This is a genomic window from Pseudomonas sp. FG6, from assembly GCF_057809015.1.
This window is the reverse complement of record NZ_JBMDJD010000032.1, coordinates 32,898-59,356: the sequence shown is the minus strand read 5'-3', so window position 1 is coordinate 59,356 and position 26,459 is coordinate 32,898. Positions and strand designations below refer to the sequence as shown.

18 protein-coding genes, 1 other RNA gene and 1 pseudogene are annotated in these 26,459 nt (G+C 62.5%); 11 read left to right on the top strand and 9 right to left on the bottom strand.

Annotation, left to right across the window (positions count from 1 at the left end):
• Window positions 1-55 precede the first annotated feature (55 nt).
• Window positions 56-1,246: a benzoate/H(+) symporter BenE family transporter gene (locus ACODSJ_RS19570; RefSeq protein WP_489103292.1), complete on the bottom strand. Its 1,191-nt coding sequence runs from the start codon at window positions 1,244-1,246 to the stop codon at window positions 56-58.
• A 326-nt stretch (window positions 1,247-1,572) separates the two neighbouring features.
• On the opposite strand from ACODSJ_RS19570, the gene ACODSJ_RS19565 reads away from it, so the two are divergent.
• A complete protein-coding gene (locus tag ACODSJ_RS19565) occupies window positions 1,573-2,337 on the top strand; it encodes a GntR family transcriptional regulator (RefSeq protein ID WP_253472816.1) in 765 nt (254 codons plus the stop codon).
• A 113-nt stretch (window positions 2,338-2,450) separates the two neighbouring features.
• On the opposite strand, the gene guaD is transcribed toward ACODSJ_RS19565, so the two are convergent.
• The 4 genes from guaD to xdhA all read right to left on the bottom strand — a co-directional run bounded on the left by guaD (window position 2,451) and on the right by xdhA (window position 8,605).
• Window positions 2,451-3,755: a guanine deaminase gene (guaD, locus tag ACODSJ_RS19560; protein ID WP_489103291.1), complete on the bottom strand. Its 1,305-nt coding sequence runs from the start codon at window positions 3,753-3,755 to the stop codon at window positions 2,451-2,453.
• A 19-nt stretch (window positions 3,756-3,774) separates the two neighbouring features.
• Window positions 3,775-4,617, bottom strand: coding sequence for a xanthine dehydrogenase accessory protein XdhC (xdhC, locus tag ACODSJ_RS19555; protein WP_489103290.1), 843 nt, complete (start codon window positions 4,615-4,617; stop codon window positions 3,775-3,777).
• A gap of 141 nt (window positions 4,618-4,758) precedes the next feature.
• Window positions 4,759-7,158: a xanthine dehydrogenase molybdopterin binding subunit gene (gene xdhB / locus ACODSJ_RS19550; RefSeq protein ID WP_489103289.1), complete on the bottom strand. Its 2,400-nt coding sequence runs from the start codon at window positions 7,156-7,158 to the stop codon at window positions 4,759-4,761.
• A complete protein-coding gene (gene xdhA / locus ACODSJ_RS19545) occupies window positions 7,151-8,605 on the bottom strand; it encodes a xanthine dehydrogenase small subunit (protein ID WP_489103288.1) in 1,455 nt (484 codons plus the stop codon). The genes xdhB and xdhA overlap by 8 nt, the downstream gene beginning before the upstream one ends.
• 379 nt (window positions 8,606-8,984) lie before the next feature.
• Between xdhA and ACODSJ_RS19540 the strand changes: the two genes are divergently transcribed.
• The 6 genes from ACODSJ_RS19540 to ffs all read left to right on the top strand — a co-directional run bounded on the left by ACODSJ_RS19540 (window position 8,985) and on the right by ffs (window position 18,361).
• Window positions 8,985-9,644 carry a GntR family transcriptional regulator gene (locus tag ACODSJ_RS19540; RefSeq protein WP_489103287.1) on the top strand — a complete coding sequence of 220 codons (660 nt, stop codon included), beginning with the start codon at window positions 8,985-8,987 and terminating at the stop codon, window positions 9,642-9,644.
• 1 nt (window position 9,645) lies between these two features.
• Window positions 9,646-13,134: a chromosome segregation protein SMC gene (smc, locus tag ACODSJ_RS19535; RefSeq protein WP_489103286.1), complete on the top strand. Its 3,489-nt coding sequence runs from the start codon at window positions 9,646-9,648 to the stop codon at window positions 13,132-13,134.
• A 257-nt stretch (window positions 13,135-13,391) separates the two neighbouring features.
• On the top strand, window positions 13,392-14,237 hold the full coding sequence (gene zipA, locus ACODSJ_RS19530; protein WP_489103285.1) for a cell division protein ZipA: 846 nt from the start codon (window positions 13,392-13,394) through the stop codon (window positions 14,235-14,237).
• 137 nt (window positions 14,238-14,374) lie between these two features.
• The gene (gene ligA / locus ACODSJ_RS19525) at window positions 14,375-16,732 is read left to right on the top strand and encodes an NAD-dependent DNA ligase LigA (protein ID WP_489103284.1); all 2,358 of its coding nucleotides are present in this window, start codon (window positions 14,375-14,377) and stop codon (window positions 16,730-16,732) included.
• A 196-nt stretch (window positions 16,733-16,928) separates the two neighbouring features.
• Window positions 16,929-18,089, top strand: a complete 1,161-nt coding sequence (locus ACODSJ_RS19520; protein ID WP_489103283.1) for a zinc-binding metallopeptidase family protein — start codon at window positions 16,929-16,931, stop codon at window positions 18,087-18,089.
• Window positions 18,090-18,264: 175 nt separating this feature from the next.
• Window positions 18,265-18,361, top strand: an RNA gene (gene ffs / locus ACODSJ_RS19515) — signal recognition particle sRNA small type.
• Between the two features lie 164 nt (window positions 18,362-18,525).
• On the opposite strand, the gene ACODSJ_RS19510 is transcribed toward ffs, so the two are convergent.
• Window positions 18,526-18,840 carry a helix-turn-helix domain-containing protein gene (locus ACODSJ_RS19510; RefSeq protein WP_489103282.1) on the bottom strand — a complete coding sequence of 105 codons (315 nt, stop codon included), beginning with the start codon at window positions 18,838-18,840 and terminating at the stop codon, window positions 18,526-18,528.
• Between the two features lie 315 nt (window positions 18,841-19,155).
• Between ACODSJ_RS19510 and ACODSJ_RS19505 the strand changes: the two genes are divergently transcribed.
• On the top strand, window positions 19,156-20,898 hold the full coding sequence (locus tag ACODSJ_RS19505; RefSeq protein WP_489103281.1) for a putative bifunctional diguanylate cyclase/phosphodiesterase: 1,743 nt from the start codon (window positions 19,156-19,158) through the stop codon (window positions 20,896-20,898).
• Here the strand turns inward: ACODSJ_RS19505 and ACODSJ_RS19500 are convergent.
• A pseudogene (locus tag ACODSJ_RS19500) lies at window positions 20,850-21,614 on the bottom strand (substrate-binding periplasmic protein). The gene ACODSJ_RS19505 and the pseudogene ACODSJ_RS19500 sit on opposite strands and share 49 nt — an antisense overlap.
• A 142-nt stretch (window positions 21,615-21,756) precedes the next feature.
• Here ACODSJ_RS19500 and dnaX point away from each other — a divergent pair.
• From dnaX to recR, 3 genes are all read left to right on the top strand, one after another.
• Entirely contained in the window at window positions 21,757-23,820 is a 2,064-nt protein-coding gene (dnaX, locus tag ACODSJ_RS19495; protein WP_489103280.1) for a DNA polymerase III subunit gamma/tau, read from the top strand.
• Window positions 23,821-23,883: 63 nt separating this feature from the next.
• Window positions 23,884-24,222 carry a YbaB/EbfC family nucleoid-associated protein gene (locus ACODSJ_RS19490; protein ID WP_003183512.1) on the top strand — a complete coding sequence of 113 codons (339 nt, stop codon included), beginning with the start codon at window positions 23,884-23,886 and terminating at the stop codon, window positions 24,220-24,222.
• A gap of 150 nt (window positions 24,223-24,372) precedes the next feature.
• Window positions 24,373-24,975 (top strand): recombination mediator RecR, encoded by a 603-nt coding sequence (recR, locus tag ACODSJ_RS19485; protein ID WP_489103279.1) that lies wholly within the window; start codon window positions 24,373-24,375, stop codon window positions 24,973-24,975.
• A 38-nt stretch (window positions 24,976-25,013) separates the two neighbouring features.
• Here the strand turns inward: recR and ACODSJ_RS19480 are convergent, their stop codons facing one another.
• Entirely contained in the window at window positions 25,014-25,562 is a 549-nt protein-coding gene (locus tag ACODSJ_RS19480) for an adenine phosphoribosyltransferase (RefSeq protein WP_041020481.1), read from the bottom strand.
• Window positions 25,563-25,646: 84 nt separating this feature from the next.
• A complete protein-coding gene (gene fnr / locus ACODSJ_RS19475) occupies window positions 25,647-26,381 on the bottom strand; it encodes a fumarate/nitrate reduction transcriptional regulator Fnr (RefSeq protein ID WP_489103278.1) in 735 nt (244 codons plus the stop codon).
• Window positions 26,382-26,459 lie beyond the last annotated feature (78 nt).

Sequence of the window (26,459 nt, the reverse complement as noted above, 5' to 3'; positions counted from 1 at the left end):
CCCACAGGGTATGCGTATGTGGGAGCGGGCTTGCTCGCGAAGCTATTAAAAACTATCAGGCACTGCGCCAGTTCAGGATAAGCAACGTCAACACCCCCGCCACAATCCCCCAGAACGCCGAGCCGATGGAAAACAGCGTCATCCCCGACGCCGTGACCATGAAGGTGACCAACGCCGCTTCCCGCTCCCGGGCCTGGCTCATGGCGATGGTCAAGCCGTTGATGATCGAGCCGAACAGCGCCAGCGCCGCGATGGACAGCACCAGTTCCTTGGGCAGCGCCGCGAACAACGCTGCCAGCGTCGCGCCGAACACCCCGGCGATCCCGTAGAAAATCCCGCACCACACTGCCGCTGTGTAGCGCTTGCCGTGGTCTTCATGGGCATGTGGCCCGGTGCAGATGGCTGCGCTGATGGCCGCCAGGTTGATGCCGTGGGAGCCGAACGGCGCCAGCAGCAGCGAGGCGATGCCGGTGCTGGTGATCAGTGGCGAGGCCGGCACGTTGTAGCCGTCGGCCCGCAGCACGGCGATGCCGGGCATGTTCTGCGAAGTCATGGCCACGACGAACAGCGGAATGCCGATGCTGATGGTGGCCGCCAGGGAGAAGTGCGGGGTGGTCCACACGGGGGTCGCGACTTCGAGGGCAAAGTGGCTGAAATTCAGCAGGCCCAGCAGACCGGACAGCGCGGTGCCGATCAACAGCGCAGCCAGCACCGCGTAACGGGGCGACAGGCGCTTGACGATCAGGTAAGTGAAGAACATCCCCAGCACCAGGCCGGTGCGATGCTGGGTGGCGACGAAGATCTCGCTGCCGATCTTGAACAGGATGCCCGCCAGCAACGCCGCCGCCAACGAGGCCGGAATGCGCTTGACCAGGCGCTCGAAACTGCCGGTCAGGCCGCAGATCGTCACCAGCACGGCGCAGGTGATGTAGGCACCGATGGCCTCGCCATAACTCACCCCGCCCAGGCTGGTGATCAACAGCGCCGCGCCCGGGGTCGACCAGGCGATGGTGATCGGTGTGCGATAACGCAGCGACAGGCCGATGGAGCAGATCGCCATGCCGATGGAAATGGCCCAGATCCATGAAGAAATCTGCCCGCTGGTCAGCCCGGCCGCTTGGCCGGCCTGGAACATCAGCACCAGGGAGCTGGTGTAGCCGGTCATCATGGCGATGAACCCGGCGACAATGGCCGAGGGCGACGTGTCGGCGAGCGGACGAAGTGGCGCGGTCGTGACTTCGGTCATGGTGGGCGGTGGTCCTTGTTGTAAATTACACGGCTGTGGGAGCAAGGCTTGCCCGCGATGAGAACGCCTCGGCTCCAAGGCATACCGCGTCAGCTTCATCGCGGGCAAGCCTTGCTCCCACAGGTCTCACACAGAAGTGGGTTCAAGCCTAAACTCAACGCAGTAGCCGATTGCGATACAGCCGTGTCCGCAAACGGCCGTACAGTCGTGTTGCCATCAGAGGTTGTGTACAATCGAGCTGTTTTTTACGCGATACTTGCCAGCGACCTGCTGTGCCGTATTACAGTCACGGTCAATTCGCCGCCGTTCTTCCGACTCGAGTGCCCATGAACGAACAGTTGCAACCCCTCAAGAAACAACCGCGAGCAGGTAAAGCCGGCCGCAGCGGAACCCAGGACGATATCGTCTATGCGCATATCTTCGAGGCGATCCTCGAACAACGCCTGGCGCCCGGTACGAAGTTGAGCGAAGAGGCCTTGGGGGAGATATTCGGAGTCAGCCGCACGATCATCCGCCGCGCGCTGTCACGCCTGGCCCATGAAGGCGTGGTGTTGTTGCGACCCAACCGCGGCGCCGTGGTGGCCAGCCCGAGTGTCGAAGAGGCGCGCCAGGTGTTCATGGCCCGGCGCCTGGTGGAGCGGGCGATCACTGAACTGGCGGTGCAACACGCCACGGCCGAGCAATTGGCCGAGCTGCGCCAGATGGTCAGCGACGAGCGCGACAGTTTCTCCCGTGGCGACCGTGGCGCCGGCATTCGTCTGTCGGGCGAATTCCACCTCAAGTTGGCCGAAGCGGCGAAGAATGCCCCGCTGATCAGCTTCCAGCGCAGCCTCGTGTCCCAGACCTCGCTGATCATCGCCCAGTACGAAAGCGGCAACCGTTCCCACTGTTCCTACGACGAACACACCCAGTTGATCGACGCCATCGAGGCCCGCGATGCCACCCTGGCGGTGGACCTGATGATGCACCACATGGACCACATCGACAGCAAGCTCAACCTCGACGAAGAAAGTGCGTCGGATGACTTGCATGCGGTGTTCTCGCATTTGTTGCAGAGCAAGAAGCCGGGGCGTTCGCCGGCCAAGCTTTGAGTTGAATCCGTCATACCGAGTCGCCCTTATCGCGAGCAGGCTCGCTCCCACATTGGAATGCCCCTGTGGGAGCGAGCCTGCTCGCGATTGGCGGCCTGACAGACGAATGAGATTTACCGCCGATGCACCAGCCGACCTGCCGCATAGGTCCGCATCACCGTCCGATCATCCCCCAGCGTCATCAACACAAACAGCTTCTCGGCAAGGTCCTTTGCCTGCTTGAGGCGATAACCCAGCAGCGGCGTCGCGTTGTAGTCGAGCACCAGAAAGTCGGCGTCGGTGCCGGGTTGCAACGTACCGATCTTGTCCTCCAGCCGCAGGGCGCGGGCGCCGCCGAGGGTGGCCAGGTACAGCGACTTGAACGGGCTCAGCCGCGCGCCTTGCAACTGCATCACCTTGTAGGCTTCGTTGAGGGTTTGCAGCAGTGAAAAACTGGTGCCGCCGCCCACGTCCGTGCCCAATCCTACGTTCACCTTGTGCTTCTCGGCCATGGGCAGATTGAACAGGCCGCTGCCGAGGAACAAGTTCGAAGTCGGGCAGAACGCGATGGCGGAGCCGGTCTCGGCCAGGCGCGCGCATTCGTCGTCGCACAGGTGTACGCCATGGGCGAGCACCGAACGTTCGCCCAGTAACCGGTAATGGTCGTAGACGTCCAGGTAGCCCTTGCGCTCGGGGAACAGCTCCTTGACCCACTGCACTTCCTGCAGGTTTTCACTGATGTGGGTCTGCATGTACAAGTCGGGGTATTCACCGAGCAACTGGCCGGCCAGGGCCAGTTGCTCCGGCGTGCTGGTGGGGGCGAAACGCGGGGTCACGGCATAGTGCAGGCGGCCCTTGCCATGCCAGCGCTCGATCAGCGCCTTGCTCTGGGTGTAGCTGGACTCGGCGGTGTCGACCAGATAGTCCGGGGCGTTGCGGTCCATCATCACTTTGCCGGCGATCATCCGCAGGTCGAGTTTTTCCGCCACTTCGAAGAACGCGTCCACCGACTGTGGGTGCACGCTGCCAAACACCAGCGCGGTGGTGGTGCCGTTGCGCAGCAGTTCCTTGACGAAGATATCGGCCACGGCGTCGGCATGGGTTTTGTCGGCGAACTGGCTTTCGCAAGGGAAGGTGTAGGTGTCCAGCCAGTCCAGCAATTGCTCGCCGTAGGCGCCGACCATGCCGGTCTGCGGCAGGTGGATGTGGGTGTCGATAAAGCCGGGGGTGATCAGCGCGTCCGGATAATGGTTGATCTCCACGTCCGCCGCCAAGGTTGGCAGCAGGTCATGGGCGTGGCCGATGGCGCTGATCCGGCCGTCTTCCACCACCAGCACACCGTCCTCGAAATACTCATAAGAGGCCGGGATGCCGACTTCGGCCGGGTCGGCGAGGCTGTGGAGCAGGGCGGCGCGGTAGGCTTTGCGTGTCAGGGGCATGGGAGTTCTCAGCGATTGTTCAACGGTTCGCCTGGCTGCGGCGCGAGGCGGGCAGCAACTTGGCAATCGGTTCGGCGCGGGCGGTGTGCTGGCCGAAATCGGCGTTATAGGTGGCGATGATTTCGCCAGCGATGGAGATGGCGATTTCCACGGGCAACTTGCCCTTGACCTCGCCGATGCCCATCGGGCAACGCATGCGTTGCAAGGTGCTGCTGTCGAAGCCGCGACCGCGCAGGCGATGTTCGAACTTGACCCGTTTGGTCTTCGAGCCGATCAGGCCGAAGTAGCCGAAGTCGTTGCGCTTGAGGATCGCGGCGCTCAGCTCCAGGTCGAGCTGATGGTTGTGGGTCATGACGATGCAGTAGCTGCCGGCGGGCAATTCGTCGACTTCGTCCAGGGGCTCTTCGGTGACGATCTTGCGCACGCCGTGGGGCAGGTGTTCGGGGAATTCGTTTTCCCGCGAGTCGATCCAGCGCACCTTGCAGGGCAGGCTGGCCAGCAGCGGTACCAGGGCGCGGCCGACATGGCCGGCGCCGAACACCGCGATCTGTGCCTGCACTTGGCCCATGGGTTCGAACAGCAGCACGGTGACGCCGCCGCAGCATTGGCCCAGGCTTGCACCGAGGCTGAAGCGCTCCAGGTGGGTGGTCTGCTGGCCGCTGGCGAGCATCTGCCGGGCGATCTCCATGGCCTTGTATTCCAGGTGCCCGCCGCCGATGGTGTCGAACGTCTGGCTGGCGCTGATGACCATCTTCGAACCGGCGTTGCGCGGGGTCGAGCCAAGTTCTTCGATGATCGTCACCAGCACGCAGGGTTCGCCGCGGGTTTGCAGGTCGGCGAGGGCGCTGATCCAGTTGTACATGTTCACCTCTACAACATCGTTGTCTGTTCCGGCCTCATCGCGAGCAGGCTCGCTCCCGCATTGGATCGGTGTCCCACATTAGGGCGGTGTTTACAAATCCCCTGTGGGAGCGAGCCTGCTCGCGATTGACCGCGCCGCGGTCTAGAGCGAAGCCAACTCAGTTTCAGCTTCTCCAGCCTTCACCGCGTTCAACCCTCGCATCTGCTCACACCCCCACAACACCCGCTCCGGCGTTGCTGGCGCGTCGATCCTGGGTTGCTGCCGGTAATCCCCCAGGCTCGCCACGGCGTCCTTGATAGCGCACCACGCGGCGATACCGAGCATGAACGGCGGTTCGCCCACGGCTTTGGAATGGAACACCGTGTCTTCCGGGTTCTTGCGGTTTTCCACCAGCTTCACCCGCAGATCCACCGGCATGTCGGCCACGGCCGGGATCTTGTAGCTGGCCGGGCCATTGGTCAGCAGCTTGCCCTTGTCGTTCCACACCAGCTCTTCCATGGTCAGCCAGCCCATGCCCTGGATGAAGCCGCCTTCGACCTGGCCAATGTCGATGGCCGGGTTCAGCGAGGCGCCGACGTCGTGGAGGATGTCGGTGCGCAGCATCTTGTATTCGCCGGTCAGGGTATCGACGATCACCTCGGCGCAGGCCACGCCAAAGGCGTAGTAGAAGAACGGCCGGCCACGGGCCTGGCTGCGGTCGTAGTAGATTTTCGGGGTCTTGTAGAAACCGGTGCTCGACAGCGAGACCTGGGCGAAATACGCCTGCTGCACCAGCGCTCCGAACGTGAGGATCTGATCGCGCACCCGCACATGGCCGTTGTGGAACTGCACGTCTTCTTCGCTGACCTTGTACTGCCGCGCGGCAAACTCCACCAGGCGTTGCTTGATGGTTTCGGCGGCGTTCTGCGCGGCCTTGCCGTTCAGGTCGGCGCCGCTGGAGGCGGCGGTGGGCGAGGTGTTCGGCACCTTGTCGGTATTGGTTGCGGTGATCTGCACCCGGTCCATTTCCACCTGAAACACTTCGGCCACTACTTGCGCGACCTTGGTGTTCAAGCCCTGGCCCATTTCGGTGCCGCCATGGTTCAGGTGAATGCTGCCGTCGGTGTAGACGTGGATCAGGGCGCCCGCCTGGTTGAGAAAGCTGGCGGTGAACGAAATGCCGAACTTGACCGGCGTCAGCGCCAGGCCCTTCTTCAGGACCGGGCTATTGGCGTTGAAACGCCGGATCGCTTCGCGGCGCTCGGCGTACTGGCTGCTTTCTTCCAGTTCGGCGGTCATTTCTTCGAGCATGTTGTGCTCGACGGTCTGGTAGTAATGGGTGACGTTGCGCTCGGTCTTGCCGTAGTAATTGGCCTTGCGCACCGCCAGCGGATCGAGCCCCAGATGCCGGGCGATGGCGTCCATCACTTCTTCGATGGCGACCATGCCCTGCGGCCCGCCGAAACCCCGGTAGGCGGTGTTCGACGCGGTGTTGGTCTTGCAGCGATGGCCGTTGATGGTCGCGTCGCCCAGGTAATAGGCATTGTCGGCATGGAACATCGCCCGGTCGACGATCGAGGCCGACAGATCGGGTGAGCAACCGCAGTTGCCGGCCAGCTCCAGGGCGATGCCGTGCAGGCGCCCGGTGCTGTCGAAACCCACGTCGTATTCAATGTAGAACGGGTGGCGCTTGCCGGTCATCAGCATGTCTTCGACCCGCGGCAGGCGCATCTTGGTCGGCTGGCCGGTGAGGTGCGCGATGACGGCGCACAGGCAGGCCGGGCTGGCGGCCTGGGTCTCCTTGCCGCCAAAGCCGCCGCCCATGCGGCGCATGTCGACGACGATCTTGTTCATCGACACGCCCAGCACTTCGGCCACCAGTTTCTGCACCTCGGTGGGGTTCTGGGTGGAACAGTAGACGAGCATGCCGCCGTCCTCGGTGGGCATCACCGAGGACACCTGGGTTTCCAGGTAAAAGTGTTCCTGGCCGCCGATGTGCAACGAGCCCTGGAGTCGATGCTCGGCAGTCGCCAAGGCCGCGGCCGAATCGCCGCGTTGGTGGGTATGGCTGTCCAGCACGAAATGCCGCTTGCGCAGCGCTTCGACCACGTCCAGCACCGGCTCCAGGTCTTCGTATTCGATGATCGCGGCCATCGCCGCCTTGCGGGCCGTGTCGAGGTCCTTGGCGGCGACGGCCAGCACCGGTTGGCCGACAAACTGCACGTCGTCGATGGCCAGCAACGGATCGCCGGGCAACAACGGGCCGATGTCCTTCAGGCCCGGTATGTCTTGATGGGTGATGGCAATGCGCACGCCGTCGAAGGCGTAGCAGGGCGCTGTGTCGATCCGCAGGATCCGTGCGTGGGCGCGGTCCGAGAGCCGGGCATAGACGTGCAACTGGTTGGGGAATTCCAGGCGATCATCGATGTACTGCGCTTCGCCGGACACATGCTTGGCGGCGCTGTCGTGCTTGACGCTGCGGCCCACCCCGGTGGTCAGTTCGCGAGCGAACAGCTCGGCGAGCTCGGCTTGAGTCTTCTCTGGGGCGTGATGGTTAGACATAAGCGGTCACCCGGGTCTCGATGTGCGGCGTTTGCAGTTCGATGAAGTATTTGCGCAGCAGATTGCGGGCACTGAGCAGGCGGTATTCCTTGCTGGCGCGCAGGTCCGACAGTGGCGTGAAATCCTCGGCCAGGGCGGCGCAGGCGCGCTCGACGGTGCTTTCGGTCCACGGTGCGCCGATCAGGATGGCTTCACAGTGCCTGGCGCGCTTGGGCGTGGCGGCCATGCCGCCGAAGGCCACGCGCGCGTCACGGACCACGCCGTTGTCGATGCGCAGGTTGAAGGCGGCGCACACGGCGCTGATGTCATCGTCCAGGCGCTTGGACACCTTGTAGGCGCGAAACGCCTGCTCGGCGCTGGCGCGGGGCACGATGATCTTCTCGATGAATTCGCTGTCCTGGCGGGCGGTGACCCGGTAGTCGATGAAATAGTCTTCCAGGGCCAGGGTGCGGCGGGTCTGGCCCTTGCACAGCACGATCTGCGCGCCGAGGGCGATCAGCAGGGGCGGCGTGTCGCCAATGGGCGAGGCGTTGCCGATGTTGCCGCCGAGGGTGCCCTGGTTGCGGATCTGCAGCGAGGCGAAGCGCTGCAACAGTTCGCCAAAATCGGGGTACTCGGCCTTCAAGGCCGCGTAGCAATCGGAGAGTGTTGTGGCCGCACCGATTTCCAGGCGATCGTCGAAACGCTCGATGCCCTTGAGTTCGGCCACATGGCCCACGTAGATCATCACCGGCAGGGTGCGGTGAAATTGGGTGACTTCCAAGGCCAGGTCGGTGCCACCGGCCAGCAGGCGCGCCTGGGGGTAGGCATCGTAGAGATCGGCCAGGTCGGCGAGGGTCAGTGGCACCAGGCAACGCTTGTCACCGCTGTTGAGCTCGCCGGTGTCCGTCGGCGCGATGGCCTTGAGGCGGGCGATGGTCTCGGCTTCGCGGGCATCGAACTGGTCCGGTTGCTTGCCCCGGCAGGCCTGCTCGGCGGCGGCCAGGATCGGCCGGTAGCCGGTGCAGCGGCACAGATTGCCGGCCAGGGCTTCGTGGGTCTTGTGAGCGTCAGGTTGCGCGCTGTTCTTTTGCAGGGCGAACAGCGACATGACGAACCCCGGCGTGCAGAAGCCGCATTGCGAGCCGTGGCAATCGACCATCGCCTGCTGGACGCTGTGCAATTGGCCTTGGTGCTTGAGGTCTTCGACGCTGATCAGTTGCTTGCCGTGCAGGGACGAGACGAACGTCAGGCACGAGTTGAGGCTGCGGTAGCGAATGCGTTCGTGGCCATCCGCGTCCGTTTCCAACTCGCCCACCACCACGGTGCACGCGCCACAGTCGCCGCTGGCGCAGCCTTCTTTGGTACCGGATTTGCCCACATGTTCGCGCAGGTAATTGAGCACGGTCAGGTTCGGGTCCAGGGCATGCTCGCGACGGAGCTCCTGGTTGAGTAAAAACTGGATCACGGAAGGCCTCGCAGATTCATTATTGTTGTACTCGACGTGGGGTGAATTTAGCAGGTCTGACTTTTCGGTCAATAAAATTCTGACTTAAGGGTCAGGAAAATGAGTTTTGTCGATGAACAACGATCTATAGACACTGTTGAACCCTGTGGGCGAGCTTGCTCGCGATAACGGCGGTACATTCAGTATGGATGCAAGCTGACCCACCGCTATCGCGACCAAGCTCAGCTCCCACAGGATTTCCCACAGGTCCTGTTTCAGGATGAGAGCTCAAACTTTTTTGCTTATATCGTGCCAAAACCCGATGCAGGCCCTGCGCCATGACCTGTCGAGTGCGCTACACTTCGCCGCTTGTGTGAATCGAAGAGTTTGAAGGACAACCATGACGTTCAAGGCCCCGGACAGCCTCGCCGAGCAAATCGCCCATCATCTGGCCGAGCGCATCATTCGCGGTGAGATGAAGCCGGGAGAGCGGATTCAGGAGCAGAAGGTCACGCTGGCCCTCAATGTCAGCCGTGGTTCGGTTCGCGAAGCCTTGTTGATCCTCGAACGGCGACACCTGGTCGCGATCCTGCCGCGTCGGGGCGCCCATGTCACCGAACTCACCGAACACAAGGTGCGCAGCCTTTGCGCGTTGATGAGCGAGCTGTACATCCTGCTGGGCAATGCCGTCGCCCACGGTTGGAAAGAGCAGCCGGACATGGCACCGTTCGTCGCGATCCAGCAGCGTCTCAAGGACGCTTACGAGCGCCAGGACATCCGCACCTTCGTCGATGAAAGCTTCAGCGTGATGCGCGCCGCTTATCCGTTCGCCAACAACCCGTACTTGCAGGAAACCGTCGAGAACCTGCAGCCGGCCATGAGCCGTGCCTATTTCCTGGCCTTGGAACAGCGCAAGGCCGAGATGAGCGAGTTCCTCGATTTGTTCCAGCGTCTGCTCACCGCTGTGCTGGCCCGTGATTTGCCGCAGATTCGCGTCGTGCTGACGGCCTACGCCCAGCGCAGTTGCGATCTGGTGGTTTCTGCCCTGACGGCGGCCTGACGTGCGACTCAAGTGCATCAAGCTGGCGGGGTTCAAATCCTTCGTCGACCCGACGACGGTGAACTTCCCCAGCAACATGGCGGCCGTGGTCGGGCCCAATGGTTGCGGCAAGTCGAACATCATCGACGCCGTGCGTTGGGTGATGGGCGAGAGTTCGGCCAAGAACCTGCGTGGCGAGTCGATGACCGACGTCATCTTCAACGGCTCCACCAGCCGCAAGCCGGTCAGCCAGGCCAGCATCGAATTGGTATTCGATAACTCCGACAGTACCTTGGTCGGCGAGTACGCGGCCTATGCCGAAATCTCCATCCGTCGCAAAGTGACCCGCGACAGCCAGAACAGCTATTACCTCAACGGCGCCAAATGCCGGCGTCGCGATATCACCGATATTTTCCTTGGCACCGGCCTGGGGCCGCGCAGTTACTCGATCATCGAGCAGGGGATGATCTCCAAGCTGATCGAGGCCAAGCCCGAAGACTTGCGCAATTTCATCGAAGAAGCCGCTGGTATTTCCAAATACAAGGAGCGGCGCCGCGAGACCGAAAACCGCATCCGTCGCACCCATGAAAACCTGGCGCGCCTGACCGACCTGCGAGAAGAACTCGACCGTCAGCTCGAACGGCTGCATCGCCAGGCCGAGGCCGCGAAAAGGTATCAGGAGTACAAAGCCGAGGAGCGCCAGCTCAAGGCGCAGCTTTCGGCCTTGCGCTGGCAGGCGCTGAACGAGCAGGTCGGCCAGCGCGAGGCGATCATCGGCAACCAGGAAGTCAGTTTCGAGGCCCTGGTGGCCGAACAACGCAACGCCGATGCGGCCATCGAGCGCCTGCGCGACGGCCATCATGAGTTGTCCGAACGCTTTAATCTGGTGCAGGGGCGCTTCTATTCGGTCGGAGGAGACATCGCTCGGGTCGAGCAGAGCATCCAGCATGGCCAGCAACGGCTGCGCCAGCTTCAGGACGATCTGAAAGAGGCCGAGCGCGCACGCCTGGAAACCGAATCGCACCTGGGCCACGACCGCACCTTGCTGCTCACCCTCGGCGAAGAGCTGGAACGGCTCACGCCGGAGCAGGAAATGACCAGCGCGGCCGCCGAAGAGGCCGCCGCAGCGCTGGAAGAAGCCGAGCTGACCATGCACGGCTGGCAGGAGCATTGGGACCGTTTCAACCTGACCTCGGCCGAGCCACGGCGCCAGGCGGAGGTGCAGCAGTCGCGTATCCAGCAATTGGAAACCAGCATGGAGCGCCTGGCCGAACGTCAGCGCCGGTTGGCCGAAGAGCGCGCGTTGCTCGCGGCGGACCCCGAAGACGCGGCGATTCTGGACCTGAGCGAGCAACTGGCCGCCAGCGAAGCGACGCTTGAAGATTTGCAAGCCAGCGAAGACGCCCAGGTCGAACGGCTCGAGCGACTGCGCCAGGCCTTGCAGCTGGCCTTGCACAACCAGCAGCAGGCCCAGGGCGAGTTGCAGCGGCTCAATGGTCGCCTGGCTTCGCTGGAAGCCTTGCAGCAAGCCGCACTGGATCCAGGCACCGGCACGGCCGAGTGGCTGCGGGACCAGCATCTGAGTGAGCGTCCGCGGTTGGCCGAAGGCCTGAAGGTCGACGCCGGTTGGGAGCTGGCGGTGGAAACCGTGTTGGGCGCTGACTTGCAAGCGGTCTTGGTGGAGGACTTTGGCGGCTTCGACCTGTCGGGCTTCAGCCAGGGCGATCTGCGCCTGCTCAGCCCGACGGCTGATGGCGTGCGGATCCCGGGCAGCTTGCTGGATAAGGTCGAGGCCCAGGTCGATCTGTCGCCCTGGCTGGGCCAGGTCAAACCGGTGGACAGCCTGGAGCAGGCGTTGGCCCTGCGTGGACAACTGGAGGCCGGCGAAAGCCTGATCAGCCGCGACGGCTACTGGGTCGGTCGGCATTTCCTGCGTGTGCGCCGGGCCAGCGAAGCCGAGAGCGGCATGCTCGCCCGTGGCCAGGAAATCCAGCGGTTGGGTGCCGAGCGCGAGGAGCGCGAGGCCAGCGTCGAAGCCCTGGAAACCGAATTGCAGAACCTGCGGGCGCAGCAGCGTCAACAGGAGAACGGCCGCGAACACCTGCGCCGGCTGTTGCAGGATGAAGCGCGCCAGCAGGGCGAGCTCAAGGCCCAGTTGTCGGCCGGCAAGGCCAAGGTCGAGCAGTTGGCGTTGCGTCGCACCCGTCTTGAAGAAGAAATGGCCGAGCTGGGCGAGCAGCGGGAGCTGGAACACGAACAGATCGGTGAGGCGCGCCTGCACTTGCAGGAAGCCCTCGATGCGATGGCGGTGGACACCGAGCAGCGCGAGTTGCTGCTGGCCCAGCGCGATAGCTTGCGTGAGCGCCTCGACCGGGTGCGCCAGGAAGCTCGCCAGCACAAGGACCACGCCCACCAGTTGGCAGTGCGCCTGGGGTCGCTCAAGGCTCAGTACGATTCCACGCGCCAAGCGCTGGAGCGCCTGGAAATGCAGTCCGAACGCCTGACCGAAAAGCGTGAGCAACTGAGTCTGAACCTGGAGGAGGGCGCGGCCCCGCTGGAAGAGCTGCGTCTCAAGCTCGAAGAACTGCTCGACAAGCGCATGAGCGTCGACGAAGAACTCAAGACGGCGCAATTGACACTGGAAGACGCCGATCGGGAGCTGCGCGATGCCGAGAAGCGGCGCAGTCAGGCCGAACAGCAATCCCAGTTGATCCGTGGCCAGATGGAACAGCAGCGCATGGAGTGGCAGGCCCTCACCGTGCGCCGTAAAACCTTGCAGGACCAATTGCTTGAAGACGGCTACGATCTCAATGGCGTGCTCGCCACCCTGGTGGCCGGGGCCGGCGAGAAGGAGGCCGAGGAGGAACTGGAACGCATCGCTGCGCGCATCCAGCGGTTGGGGGCCATCAACCTGGCCGCCATCGACGAATACCAGCAACAGTCCGAGCGCAAGCGTTACCTGGATGCCCAGGACGCTGACCTGGTGGAAGCGCTGGAAACCCTGGAAAACGTCATCCGCAAGATCGACAAGGAGACCCGCAATCGCTTCAAGGATACCTTTGATCAGATCAACAGCGGTTTGCAGGCCCTTTTCCCAAAAGTTTTCGGCGGCGGCAGTGCCTACTTGGAACTGACGGGCGAAGATCTACTCGATACAGGGGTGACGATCATGGCGCGTCCTCCCGGCAAGAAGAACAGCACCATTCACTTGCTCTCCGGCGGTGAGAAGGCGTTGACGGCACTGGCCCTGGTCTTTGCCATTTTCAAATTGAATCCGGCGCCGTTCTGCATGCTCGACGAGGTCGATGCGCCGCTGGACGACGCTAACGTGGGCCGTTACGCACGGCTGGTGAAGGAAATGTCTGAAACGGTGCAGTTCATCTACATCACGCACAACAAGATCGCCATGGAAATGGCCGATCAGCTGATGGGGGTGACCATGCACGAGCCCGGTTGCTCGCGACTGGTGGCGGTGGATGTGGAGGAGGCCATGGCGATGGTGGATGCCTGAGGACCGCTTCTAGGGCCTCTACCTGGAACGCTGAAGGGTATTTTTCACCCTTGGGCCTGTTGTTCTTGCTGGATTGGGACACAAGCCCATGTGACAGACGGTGTAAAGTTGTCTTTGGTCGTGCTAGTTTAATGTCAATTTTTCCTATGCGTGGGCAAAACGCCATTCAGAACATAGAGTTGGCTCCACGTTTTAAAGCGGTTTGCAAATAGCTAAGCCCCTTATTTTTCAGCATTTTTATAGAGGCACGGGATTACATGGAAATCGGTCTGCGCGAGTGGCTGATCGTCATCGGCATCATTGTCATTGCCGGTATACTTTTCGACGGCTGGCGTCGCATGCGCGGCGGCAAGGGCAAGCTCAAGTTTCGCCTGGATCGCAGCCTGTCGAACCTGCCGGACGACGATGACAATGCCGAACTGCTGGGCCCGCCCCGGGTGCTGGACACCCACAAGGAGCCGCAGCTGGATGAACATGACCTGCCTTCGGTCAGCGCACCGGTGCGCGAGCCCCGGGAGTCGGGTTCCAAGCGCGGCAAGCGCAATAGCGAGCCGTCCCAGGGTGATTTGAACCTGAACCTCGACCTCGATGGTGGTCCGAGCCTGAGCAGTCGCGACAGTGACTACCCGGACGAGAGCAAGGTCTCGAACGCCGACAAGGATCAGGCCCAGGCTGAAGAAGTGCTGGTGATCAGCGTGATCTGCCGTGACCCGGCCGGCTTCAAGGGGCCTGCATTGCTGCAGAACATCCTGGAAAGCGGCTTGCGTTTCGGCGAGATGGACATCTTTCACCGGCACGAAAGCATGGCTGGCAACGGCGAAGTGCTGTTCTCCATGGCGAACGCGGTCAAGCCTGGGGTGTTCGACCTGGACGACATCGACCACTTCAGCACCCCGGCGGTGAGCTTCTTCCTCGGCTTGCCAGGCCCGCGTCATCCCAAGCAGGCCTTCGACGTCATGGTGGCTGCGGCGCGCAAGCTGTCCCAGGAGCTCAACGGCGAACTCAAGGATGACCAGCGCAGCGTGCTGACCGCACAGACCATCGAGCATTACCGCCAGCGCATCGTCGAGTTCGAGCGCCGGGCGCTGACTCAGAAACGCTGATTGATGGCACAGGCTCTCCCTGACCAGAGAGCTTTTGTGGCGAGGGAGCTTGCTCCCGCTGGGGGCGAAGCGCCCCCTCCAAGTCTTGAGAAAATTGAGCAGCCCAGGCTGCTCTTTTGCTTTATGAGAGAACACCCATGAACGCCGTTGAAACCCGCATCCTAGCGCTGCGCGCCGAGCTGGATCAGCACAACTATCGCTACCACGTCCTGGATGAGCCCAGCATTCCGGACGCCGAGTACGATCGCCTGTTCCACGAACTCAAGGCCCTGGAAGAGCAGCATCCTGAGCTGGTGACCCGTGACTCCCCGACGCAGCGGGTCGGCAGCGTGGCGTTGTCGGCGTTCAGCCAGGTGCGCCACGAGATCCCGATGCTCAGCCTGGGCAACGCCTTCGACGAAGCCACCATGCGCGAGTTCGACCGCCGGGTGACCGAAGGCCTCGACCTGCCCATGGGCGATCTGCTGGGCGGTGGCGCCGCGGTGGAATACAGCTGCGAACCGAAGCTCGATGGCCTGGCGGTCAGCCTGTTGTATCAGGACGGCATGCTGGTGCGCGGCGCCACCCGTGGCGACGGCACCACTGGCGAAGACATCAGCGTCAACGTGCGCACCGTGCGCAACATTCCCCTCAAGTTGCAGGGCAGCGGCTGGCCGCCGGTGTTGGAAGTGCGCGGCGAGGTGTACATGTCCAAGGCCGGCTTCGAGCGTCTCAACGCCACGCAATTGGAGTCCGGTGGCAAGACGTTCGCCAATCCGCGTAACGCGGCCGCCGGCAGCCTGCGCCAGTTGGATTCGAAAATCACCGCCAACCGCCCCTTGGAATTCTGCTGCTATGGCATCGGCCAGGTGAGCGCCGACATCGCCGACACTCACATCGGCAATCTTGAGCAGCTCAAGGCCTGGGGCCTGCCCATCAGTCGCGAGCTGAAACTGGCCCACGGCCTGGATGATTGCCTGGATTACTACCGCGACATCGGCGAGCGACGCAACGCGTTGCCTTATGAAATCGACGGTGTGGTGTTCAAGGTCAACAGCGTCGCGTCCCAGCGTGAACTCGGTTTCCGTGCGCGGGAGCCGCGTTGGGCCATCGCCCATAAATTCCCGGCCAGCGAAGAACTCACCGAGTTGCTGGACGTGGAGTTCCAGGTTGGCCGCACCGGTGCCGTAACGCCGGTGGCGCGGCTCAAACCGGTCCGGGTCGCGGGTGTGACGGTGGCCAATGCCACGCTGCACAATATGGACGAAGTGGCGCGCCTGGGGCTGATGATCGGTGACACGGTGATCATTCGCCGCGCCGGGGACGTGATTCCGCAAGTGGTGCAGGTGGTGACCGAGCGCCGTCCAGAGCACGCCCGTGCGGTCGCGATCCCGCAGCAATGCCCGGTGTGCGGTTCCCATGTGGAGCGCACGCAACTGATCAAACGCAGCAAGGGTCGCGAAACCATCAGCGAGGGGGCGGTGTATCGCTGCGTCGGTCGCCTGGCCTGTGGCGCCCAGCTCAAGCAGGCGATCATCCACTTCGTGTCGCGCCGTGCCATGGACATCGAAGGCCTTGGGGAAAAGAGTGTCGAGCAGTTGGTGGATGAGGGGCTGGTGGGCTCGCCGGCGGATCTGTATGCCCTGACCTTCGAACAAGTGGTCGACCTGGAAGGCTTTGCCGAACTGTCGAGCAAGAACCTGCTGGCGGCCATCGTCGACAGCAAGAAACCGGGGTTGGCGCGCTTCATCTACGCCCTTGGCATTCCGGATGTGGGCGAAGAGACCGCCAAGGTCCTGGCTCGCTCCCTCGGTTCCCTTGCGCGCGTCCAAGCGGCCCTGCCGCAAGTGCTGACGTATTTGCCGGACGTCGGCCTGGAAGTCGCCCATGAGATCCACAGCTTCTTCGAGGATTCGCACAACCGCCAGGTGATCGATGCGTTGTTGCGCCATGGTCTTGATATCCAGGACCAGGGTGAACTGGGCGCCGAATTTGCCGCCAGTACCACCTTGGGCGGTTTTCTCGACAAATTGAACATTCCGTCGGTGGGCCCGGGCGGGACGCAAAAACTGGCGGACAAGTTCGGTACGCTCGAGGCGGTCATGAACGCCGACTGGCTGGACATGCGCCAAGCGTTGCCGGAGAAACAGGCCAACGCCGTGCGCGAGTTTTTCGCCATCGCCGACAACCGCCGGCAGGCCGAGGCCGCAGAACAACAGCTGCGTGATTTCGGCATGCACTGGCAGAGCGAGAAAAAAAACGTCGAAGGCCTGCCTGAAACGGGTCACACCTGGGTGCTGACGGGTACGCTGGAGCTGATGAGTCGCGACGTCGCCAAGGAAAAACTCGAAAGCCTGGGGGCCAAGGTGGCCGGTTCCGTGTCGGCGAAAACCTACTGCGTCGTGGCGGGGCCGGGCGCCGGTTCGAAGCTGACCAAGGCCAATGAATTGGGGCTCAAGGTGCTCGACGAACAAGCGTTCGTCGATTTCCTGACGGGGCATGGCATCACGCTCTGAATGGATACCCGGCTCTTGTGGCGAGGGAGCTTGCGCCCGCTCGGCCGGTCCGACGCCTCGGGCGGAGCCGTCGTAAATGGGGCGGCTGCGCCACCCAGCGGGAGCAAGCTCCCTCGCCACGGTCCATGAGGTAAGGCATGGGAACGATCGTGGAGATGGGGTGATCTAGTCTTGGAGGCTCCAGGGAGAGATCGCCATGTACCGCTTCTTCGAACAATTGAGCTCGCGCATCGCCGCGCCATTCATGGGCGACCGTTCGCGCAACAGCAAGGTCTGGTCGTGTCGCTGCGGCCAGTCGCTGTTCTTTCGCAACAGTCAGTGCCTGGCTTGCCTCGCGGCGCTGGGCTATCAGCCGGAGCAGAGCCGCCTGTCGTCCCTGCAACCTGGCGAAGCCCCCAATACCTGGACCCTGGATGCCGACCCGCAGGCCGGACTCTTTCGACGTTGCGCCAACCTCGACACTCCGGCAGCCTGCAATTGGCTGTTGCCCGCCGACGGCCCTGACACGCTGTGCATTGCCTGCCGTTTGAGCCGCACCATCCCTGACCTGTCGATCCCGGAGAATCCGGAGCGCTGGCGCAAGGTCGAAACGGCCAAGCGCCGGTTGGTGGCGCAACTGATCACCCTCGGTTTGCCGGTTGTTCCCAAAACCGTCGATGAAAGTCAGGGCCTGGCGTTCGACTTCATCGGCGTCGACCCCGACGGCACGCCGCCGACCACCGGCCATGCCAGCGGCCTGATCACCCTCGACATCAAGGAAGCCGACGACGCCCACCGCGAGCACGTGCGCCAGCAATTGCACGAACCGTATCGCACCTTGCTGGGGCACTTCCGGCATGAAGTGGGGCATTACTATTGGGATCGGCTGATCGCCAGCAGTCATTGGCTCGAGGCCTTTCGCCAGTTGTTTGGCGACGAGCGGACCAGCTACTCCCAAGCCATGGAGCGGCACTATCAGCAAGGCGCGCCCCTGGACTGGCAAACCCGCTACGTCAGCGCCTACGCCACCATGCACCCTTGGGAGGACTGGGCCGAAACCTGGGCCCATTACCTGCACATGATGGACGCGGTGGACACGGCGTTGGGCTTTGGCATGAGCGCCCGGGACATGGATTTCGACTACCAGCCTTTTCCGCCTGAGACCCTGTTCGATCCTGCACACCCGGGCGGCGAGGCCTTCCTGTCGTTCGTCAATGCCTGGATCGAACTGGCCGGCATGCTCAACGAACTGTCGCGCAGCATGGGCCAGGCAGATTTCTACCCGTTCGTCGTACCGGCTGCGGTCATCACTAAGCTGCATTTCATCCACCTGGTGATCCAGGAAGAGGGCGGTCGGGCGGATGAGGTGTTGTTGTAGGTTTCTTTGGCTGCATCGCTGTCGAAGGCAGCAACGTCATCGCGAGCACGCTTTGCTCCTACAGCAAGTGCTTGAACGTCTTCAGTTTTTTTATCCGGCACGAACGGTTGTAACTTCCGGCCAGATAGGTACAATGGCGCGGCTTGCCGACTGGCGAGCGTCGTTATGGTGACCCCATCGGTCCCCCCGCAACGATTACCCGTGAACCTGGTCAGATCCGGAAGGAAGCAGCCACAGCGGGAACATTGTGTGCCGGGGTGTGGCTGGTGGGGTCGCCTCCATAACGCCCAGGCCTTCATTCGCAAGGTCTTTCAAAATCTTTTATTTCTTTTTGTTTACCGGTCGATCCTCGATCGAGGCTTTCTGCTGTCCGGATTCTGGCGGGAGCCCGATCCGCACGGTACGGACAGACCCCATCCTCTTTCTCAGGCCTGTATCAAGGCTTGGACAGCGCCTGGTCAACCGCTGCGATCAGCTTGCCCAGATCTGTCGGGGTGGCTTTGTGTATGACGCCGAACAGGTACGCCCGCTGTTCATCTTCATCGGTCATGTTGGCAAAGAACGCTTTGAGTTGTACCTCCAGTGCGCCAGCAAGCAAGGACAAAGCCTCCACGCTGGGAGTGTAGGTACCGGTTTCGAAGCGGCTGATGGTTTTGGGGTCAAAACCGGTTTTTTCGCCAAGTTCAGCCTGAGTAAGCCCTGCTACTTTACGGTAGCGTCTGATGGCTGGACCCAAACTTGAAATTTGCATCGCTTAATTCCCATTTAGAATCAAGAACTTAACGATAGATTTTTGCATTAGGCAACCGCGCAATCCATCACCTTACTTTGCAAAGTGTGATGTGTTTCGTAGAATCGGCCTCTGGCACGGGCGTTCGGTGGCCTGGTTCTAAGCGAAAAGATTGGACTTGGCGTCCTTGCCGCGTTGGCTCGGTGCCCTCCGATAGCACTTGCCAAGCTGTTCTCAGCTTTTCCCAAGGTGTTTGAGCCTAGTTGATTTTCGCCTTTTCTGAAGGCGGTGCAACCGCGCGCGACTAATGAGCCTGACTCATGGATGAATGCTTCGATGGATAAGAAGTACCGAAGAGCCGTTGACGCCGCCGCGATTTTTTCCGAAACCGATCTTGACGGGCGCATTACCTACGTCAACGACCAGTTCTGTCACCTTTTCGGCTACCGGCGCGATGAATTGCTGGGGGCCAATCACCGTCTGATCAACTCCGGCCACCACCCGGAAGAGTTTTTCGCCGGCATGTGGCGCAGCCTCTCATTGGGGCAGGTCTGGAAAGGGGAAATCTGTAACCGGGCCAAGGACGGTACGTTGCACTGGGTCGATACCACCCTGGTGCCCGTGATCGACGAAGCGTCCGGGCGCACTGAGCGCTACTTGGCGATTCGCTTTGACGTCAGTGAGAAGCGCCAACTGCTGCATTCGTTGCAGTGGCGGGTTGGGCATGACGTATTGACCGGGTTGCCCAATCGCACCTATCTGTCCGATCTGCTGGACCAGTCCCTGGCGTTCTCCCGCGAGGAGCGTTTCCCCTTGGCGGTGTGCATGCTCGACCTGGACGGTTTCAAGGCCGTCAACGACGGCCACGGCCACGCCAGCGGGGATCAGTTGCTGGTGGAGGTTGCCAGGCGCCTGCGCAGCATTGTGCGCGGCGAAGACGTGGTGGCACGGCTGGCGGGGGACGAGTTCGTGCTGGTGTTGCGCCACGTGCGAGGGCTGGAGGAGTTGCATGCTGCGTTAAACCGGGTGTTGATGGGGGTTTCCATGCCTTACGCCATCAACGGCAAGGCCATCAAGGTGTTTGCCAGCGTCGGCGTCACGTTGTTCCCGGATGACAACGAAGACGCCGACACCTTGTTGCGCCACGCCGACCAGGCCATGTACGTGGCCAAGCAGAGTGGTCGCAATCGCTACCATTTGTTCGATGTGTCTCGTGACAGGGAAGTGCGAGCTACCTATCAGTCTGTCGAGCGGGTTCGTCAGGCATTGCTGGAGAACGAGCTGCGGCTGCATTTCCAGCCCAAGGTCAACATGCGCAGCGGCGCCGTGGTGGGCCTTGAGGCACTGTTGCGTTGGAAGCATCCGCAACGAGGCCTGGTACCGCCTCGGGAGTTTTTGCCGCTGGTGGAGGAGACCGACCTGATTGTCGATATCGGCGAGTGGGTCATGGAGCGGGTCCTGGGCCAATTGCAGCGGTGGCAGCGGGTGGGGCAGGGCTGGCCGGTGAGCATCAATATTTCGGCGCGGCATTTTCAGCGCACGGATTTCGTCGAGCGTCTGCGGCATGTGCTGGAGCGGCATTCGGTGGTGTCGCCGCGCCTGTTGGACCTGCAGATCGTCGAGTCCGTCGCCGTGGAAAACCTGGCGCACGTCAGCGCTTGCCTCAAGGCATGCCAGGCCCTTGGCGTAGGGTTCTCGCTGGGGGGCTTCGGCACGGGCTACTGTTCCCTCAAGGATCTCAAGCACCTGCGCACGCAGACCATCAAGATCGACAAGACCTTTGTCCGCGATATCCTCAATGACCGTGATGACCTGGCGCTGACTGAAGCGATCATCGGCCTGGCCCGGGCGTTTGGCCGCGAGGTCGTTGCCGAGGGTTTGGACAGCCTTGAGCATGGGCAATTGCTGTTGCGCCTGGGCTGCGAGGTTGCCCAAGGCTATTTCATCGCCCGGCCCATGCCGCCCGAGCGGATTCCGGGCTGGGTGAGGGAGTTCGTGCTGCCGCCGCAGTGGCGACAGCGCGCAGGTCTTCAGGGGGAAGCGGCCTCGACTTCCGACACCGCGTTGCGTCCGGTATAGAGCTGGATGATCGCGTCGATCTCTCCGGATGCCTTCATTTCCTCCTACATGCGCAAGATGCGTTGGGTCGCCAGCCTGGGGTCGTTGCGTAGGTAGCAACTCAGTTCCTGTTCCTGGAGAACGGCCACGCTGTGCAATTGCCGGTCGGCGGTGTGTCGTTGGTTGAACCAGTCCAGTGCCCACTGGTTGCTCACCCCATAGCGATAGCGCCCGGCCAGCAGCTTGGCCAGCACTTGATCCTGGCTGCGGGCATCGTCGCGCCGCAGGTGGCCGCTGTCGAACAGTGGCTGCAAGGTGGGGTAGGCATAGCTGAGCATGGTGCCAATGGGTTGCGGCTCCAGGGTCTTGAGCGAAACCGTCGGCGGCGCGCTGGGCGAACCAACGAGCAGGTCGCGTTGAAAGAACAGCGGCACACTCCACAGGTAGTCGCCACGGTTGGCCACCCAATCGGGAGAGACGTAGCAACGGATGTCGACTTCGCCTTGTTGCATCGCGCCGTCCAGCCGGGCGCGGGACAGCACGTGAAATTGGGCCGGCGTACCCATCCGGGTCGCCAGGCTGAGCATGATGTCGGGCAGAATGCCTTGGGTTGGGCGACCTCGTTCGATCTGCACCATGGGCATGGCCCAGCCGTCGGTGATGGCGAAACGCAATGGCACTTCCTCGGCGAAGCAGCCGGTACCCAGTAACAGCAATGCCCCCATGGCCGAGCGCATAAACTCTCCTGACGATGAAAAAAGTGTCGACAACGAGCCTCAGGATCCAAGCTTAGTCAGATTAGACGAGCACACCGGATGCAATTTCGCCCTTGCTCCGCTAGCATTAGCCGCTTCTGCTTTCCAGTGGCGATGGTTTTCGATGAGTTATCAGGTTCTTGCACGTAAATGGCGTCCGCGCTCGTTCCGCGAAATGGTCGGCCAGACCCATGTGCTCAAGGCTCTGATCAATGCCTTGGACAGCCAGCGGCTGCACCACGCCTACCTGTTCACCGGTACCCGTGGCGTGGGCAAGACGACCATTGCGCGGATCATCGCCAAGTGCCTGAACTGCGAAACCGGCATTACCTCGACCCCGTGTGGCGAGTGTTCGGTCTGCCGGGAAATCGACGAGGGGCGTTTCGTCGACCTGATCGAGATCGACGCCGCCAGCCGCACCAAGGTCGAAGACACCCGCGAGCTGCTCGATAACGTGCAGTACGCCCCGAGCCGTGGGCGCTTCAAGGTCTACCTGATCGACGAAGTGCACATGCTCTCCAGCCATTCCTTCAATGCGCTGCTCAAGACCCTCGAAGAGCCACCGCCCTACGTCAAGTTCATCCTGGCGACCACGGATCCGCAGAAACTTCCTGCAACGATTCTGTCCCGCTGCCTGCAGTTCTCTCTGAAGAACATGACGCCGGAGCGGGTGGTCGAGCATTTGACCCATGTACTGGGCGTCGAGAACGTGCCGTTCGAAGATGACGCGCTGTGGCTGCTGGGTCGGGCTGCCGACGGTTCGATGCGTGACGCCATGAGCCTGACCGACCAAGCCATTGCCTTCGGTGAGGGCAAGGTCTTGGCGGCCGATGTGCGGGCCATGCTCGGGACCCTCGACCACGGCCAGGTCTACGACGTGCTGCATGCACTGATCGAGGGTGACGCCAAGGCGCTGCTCGAAGCCGTGCGTCACCTGGCCGAGCAAGGGCCGGACTGGAGTGGCGTGCTCTCGGAGATCCTCAACGTGCTGCACCGTGTCGCCATCGCCCAGGCCTTGCCGGAAGGGGTCGACAATGGCCACGGCGACCGTGAGCGCGTGCTGGCCCTGGCCCAGGCACTGCCGGCCGAGGACGTTCAGTTCTATTACCAGATGGGCCTGATAGGCCGTCGCGATTTGCCGCTGGCGCCGGATCCGCGCGGTGGTTTTGAAATGGTGTTGCTGCGGATGCTGGCGTTCCGGCCTGCCGACACGGCGGATGCCCCGAGGCAAACGTTAAAGCCAGTGGGGATCAGCCAGGCCACAGCTGATTCCGCCAAGCCAGTGGCTGCCGCGCCCGTCGTTGCGCCGGCAGTGACTCCAGTTCCCGTTACGCCGCCTGCGGCGCAGCCGGCCCCGGCCCCTGTCGTCCCGGCCCCCGAGCCTGAGCCGCTTCCCGAGCCTGTGGCTGAAGCTGTGGCTGAAGAGGTCATCGACCTGCCCTGGAACGACCCGGTCGAGACCTTGATCGTCCAGCCGCCCGTAGAGCCAGTATTGGAAATTGCGGCCGAGCAGCCCGACCTGCCACCGATGCCGCTGCCGACACCCGATAGCGTGGTCCCGGATGCACCTGAGTGGGTCGCCGCGCCCATGCCCGAGCCGACCGTGGCTGACGTCGATGCCGCCACGCCCGGCATGGACCTGGACGATGAGCCGCCGCTGGACGAGGACTACATCGAGCCGGACATGGATTCGGCCTACAGCTATCTGGACGACCTGGCCAGCGAACACGCGGCCGAGCCGGCTGCGGAGCCCGAGCCTGAGCCGGCGGCGATGCCCGCCACGGGGCTTGCGCTGCAATGGTTGGAACTGTTTCCGAAATTGCCGATTACCGGCATGACCGGCAGCATCGCCGCCAACTGCACATTGATTGCCGTGGAGGGCGATCACTGGTTGCTGCACCTGGATCCGGCCCACAGTGCGCTGTTCAACGCGACCCAGCAGCGGCGCCTCAACGAAGCGCTGAACCAGTACCACCAGCGCACCCTGACGTTGAGCATCGAGCTGATCAAGCCCGAGCAGGAAACCCCGGCCCAGGCCGCGTCGCGCCGTCGCGCCGACCGTCAGCGCGAGGCCGAGGAGTCGATTCACAATGATCCGTTCATCCAGCAGATGATGCAGCAGTTCGGCGCGGTGGTCCGTCACGATACTATCGAACCTGTCGAGGCCCCGGTAACCCAGGGCTCATAACTGAAGGCGCCGGGCGAGTAGGCCGGGCGCGTTGTTTATCCAAGTACTTTCGAGGTGATTCCCATGATGAAAGGTGGCATGGCCGGCCTGATGAAGCAGGCGCAGCAGATGCAGGAAAAGATGGCCAAGATGCAGGAAGAACTGGCCAACGCCGAAGTCACCGGCAAGTCCGGCGGCGACATGGTGACTGTGGTCATGACCGGTCGTCACGACATCAAGCGCGTCAGCATCGACCCAAGCGTGGTTGAAGGCCTGAGCGAAGACGACAAGGAAATGCTCGAGGCCCTGTTCGCCGCTGCCGTCAACGACGCGGTGCGCAAGATCGAAGCCAACAGCCAGGACAAGATGTCCGGCATGACCGCCGGCATGCAGTTGCCACCGGGCATGAAGCTGCCGTTCTGATTCGCCATCCCGCCGGGGATGGGCTACACACAATGCCAGGCATCGCGCCTGGCATTTTTGTGTGTGCCTGGGGAGCCGGCCCGAATATTTGACGCTGCCCGGAGGCGCGGGTATAAACCGCGTCTCGTTGTTATGTCGGACATTTCCTCCATGAGCTTCAGCCCTTTGATTCGCCAACTGATCGACGCCCTGCGAACACTGCCGGGCGTGGGTCAGAAAACAGCCCAGCGCATGGCGTTGCAATTGCTCGAGCGGGATCGCAGCGGCGGTTCGCGCCTGGCCCAGGCCTTGAGCCAGGCCATGGAAGGGGTGGGCCATTGCCGTTTGTGCCGCACCCTCACCGAAGAGGAGCTTTGCCCGCAATGCGCCGATGCGCGTCGCGACGACAGCCTCTTGTGTGTCGTGGAAGGGCCGATGGATGTGTATGCCGTGGAGCAGACCGGTTTTCGTGGTCGTTATTTCGTGCTCAAGGGACATCTGTCACCGCTCGACGGCCTCGGGCCGGAGGCCATTGGCATTCCTCAGCTGATGACGCGGATCGAGGAGGCGGGCACCTTCACGGAAGTCATCCTGGCCACGAACCCGACGGTCGAAGGCGAAGCCACCGCCCACTACATCGCCCAGTTGCTGAACAACAAGGGCCTGATCGCCTCCCGCATCGCCCACGGCGTACCGTTGGGTGGGGAGCTTGAGCTGGTGGACGGCGGGACGCTGGCGCATTCGTTTGCCGGGCGCAAGCCGATCACGCTCTAACAGCCGCCGAAAAAACCTGTGGGAGCAGTGTTTGTGGGTTATCGCTCGCTCAACGAGAACTGCGTCAGGCAGAACGTGGGAATGCCCATGTCTTCCAAGCGCTGCGAGCCCAGCAACTCTGGCAAGTCGATGATCGCCGCCGCTTCATGAACCTTGGCGCCCATGCGGCGGATCAGGTTGGCGGCGGCGATCAGCGTGCCACCGGTGGCGATCAGGTCATCGAACATCACCACCGAGTCCCCCTCACACAGGCTGTCGGCGTGCACTTCAAGGAAGGCTTCGCCGTATTCGGTCTGGTAACCCTCGGCCAGGACGTCCGCCGGCAGCTTGCCTTGTTTGCGGAACAGCACCAGCGGCTTGTTCAGTTGGTAGGCCAGGATCGAGCCGATCAGGAACCCACGCGCATCCATCGCGCCGATGTGCGTGAACTCGGCCTCGACGTAGCGGTGGGCGAAGCTGTCCATCACCAGGCGCAGGGCCGTCGGGGATTGGAAGAGCGGGGTAATGTCGCGAAAGATCACGCCCGGCTTCGGAAAATCGATCACGGGGCGAATCAGGGATTTGATGTCGAAGGAGTCAAAGACCATCGTGGAGGTGTCCTGGCAGGGCTACGAGCGCGGCAGTATAACGCGGCGGGGACACCTCGGCGTCCCTGTGCCGCGCGGGGTGTATCAGGCTTCGAGCGCGCCGCCGGCCAGGGCGCAGAGCTGGATCGGGTCGATAATACGGATTTCCTTGCCTTCGGCGGCGATCAGTTCGTTCTGCTGGAAGCGGGTGAACACGCGAGATACGGTTTCCACCGCCAGGCCCAGGTAGTTGCCGATCTCGTTGCGCGACATGCTCAGGCGGAACTGGTTGGCCGAGAAACCACGGGCGCGGAAGCGTGCCGAGAGGTTGACCAGGAACGTGGCGATGCGCTCGTCGGCGGTCTTTTTCGAGAGCAGCAGCATCATCTGCTGGTCGTCGCGGATTTCGCGGCTCATCACGCGCATCAGCTGGCGACGCAGCTGTGGCAATTGCAGTGCGAGCTCATCGAGGCGATCGAAGGGAATTTCGCACACCGACGTGGTTTCCAGCGCCTGTGCCGAGACCGGATGGATCTCGGTGTCCATGCCCGACAGACCGACCAGCTCGCTGGGCAAATGGAAACCCGTGAGCTGCTCTTCGCCGCTGTCGCTCAGGTTGAAGGTCTTCAAGGCGCCCGAGCGCACGGCATACACCGAATCGAAGGTGTCGCCCTGACGGAACAGGAACTCACCTTTTTTCAGCGGGCGGCCCCGTTTGACGATCTCGTCCAGCGCGTCCATGTCCTCCAGATTCAACGAAAGTGGCAGGCAAAGGGGCGCCAGGCTGCAATCCTTGCAGTGAGCCTGACTGTGAGAGCGCAATTTGACGGGCTCGGACATTTCTTTAATCCTTGTGGGAAAACACGCATGGTGCGTAAGGGTAACCCAGCACAGGAAGTCCGGCCAGTACGGTTTGAT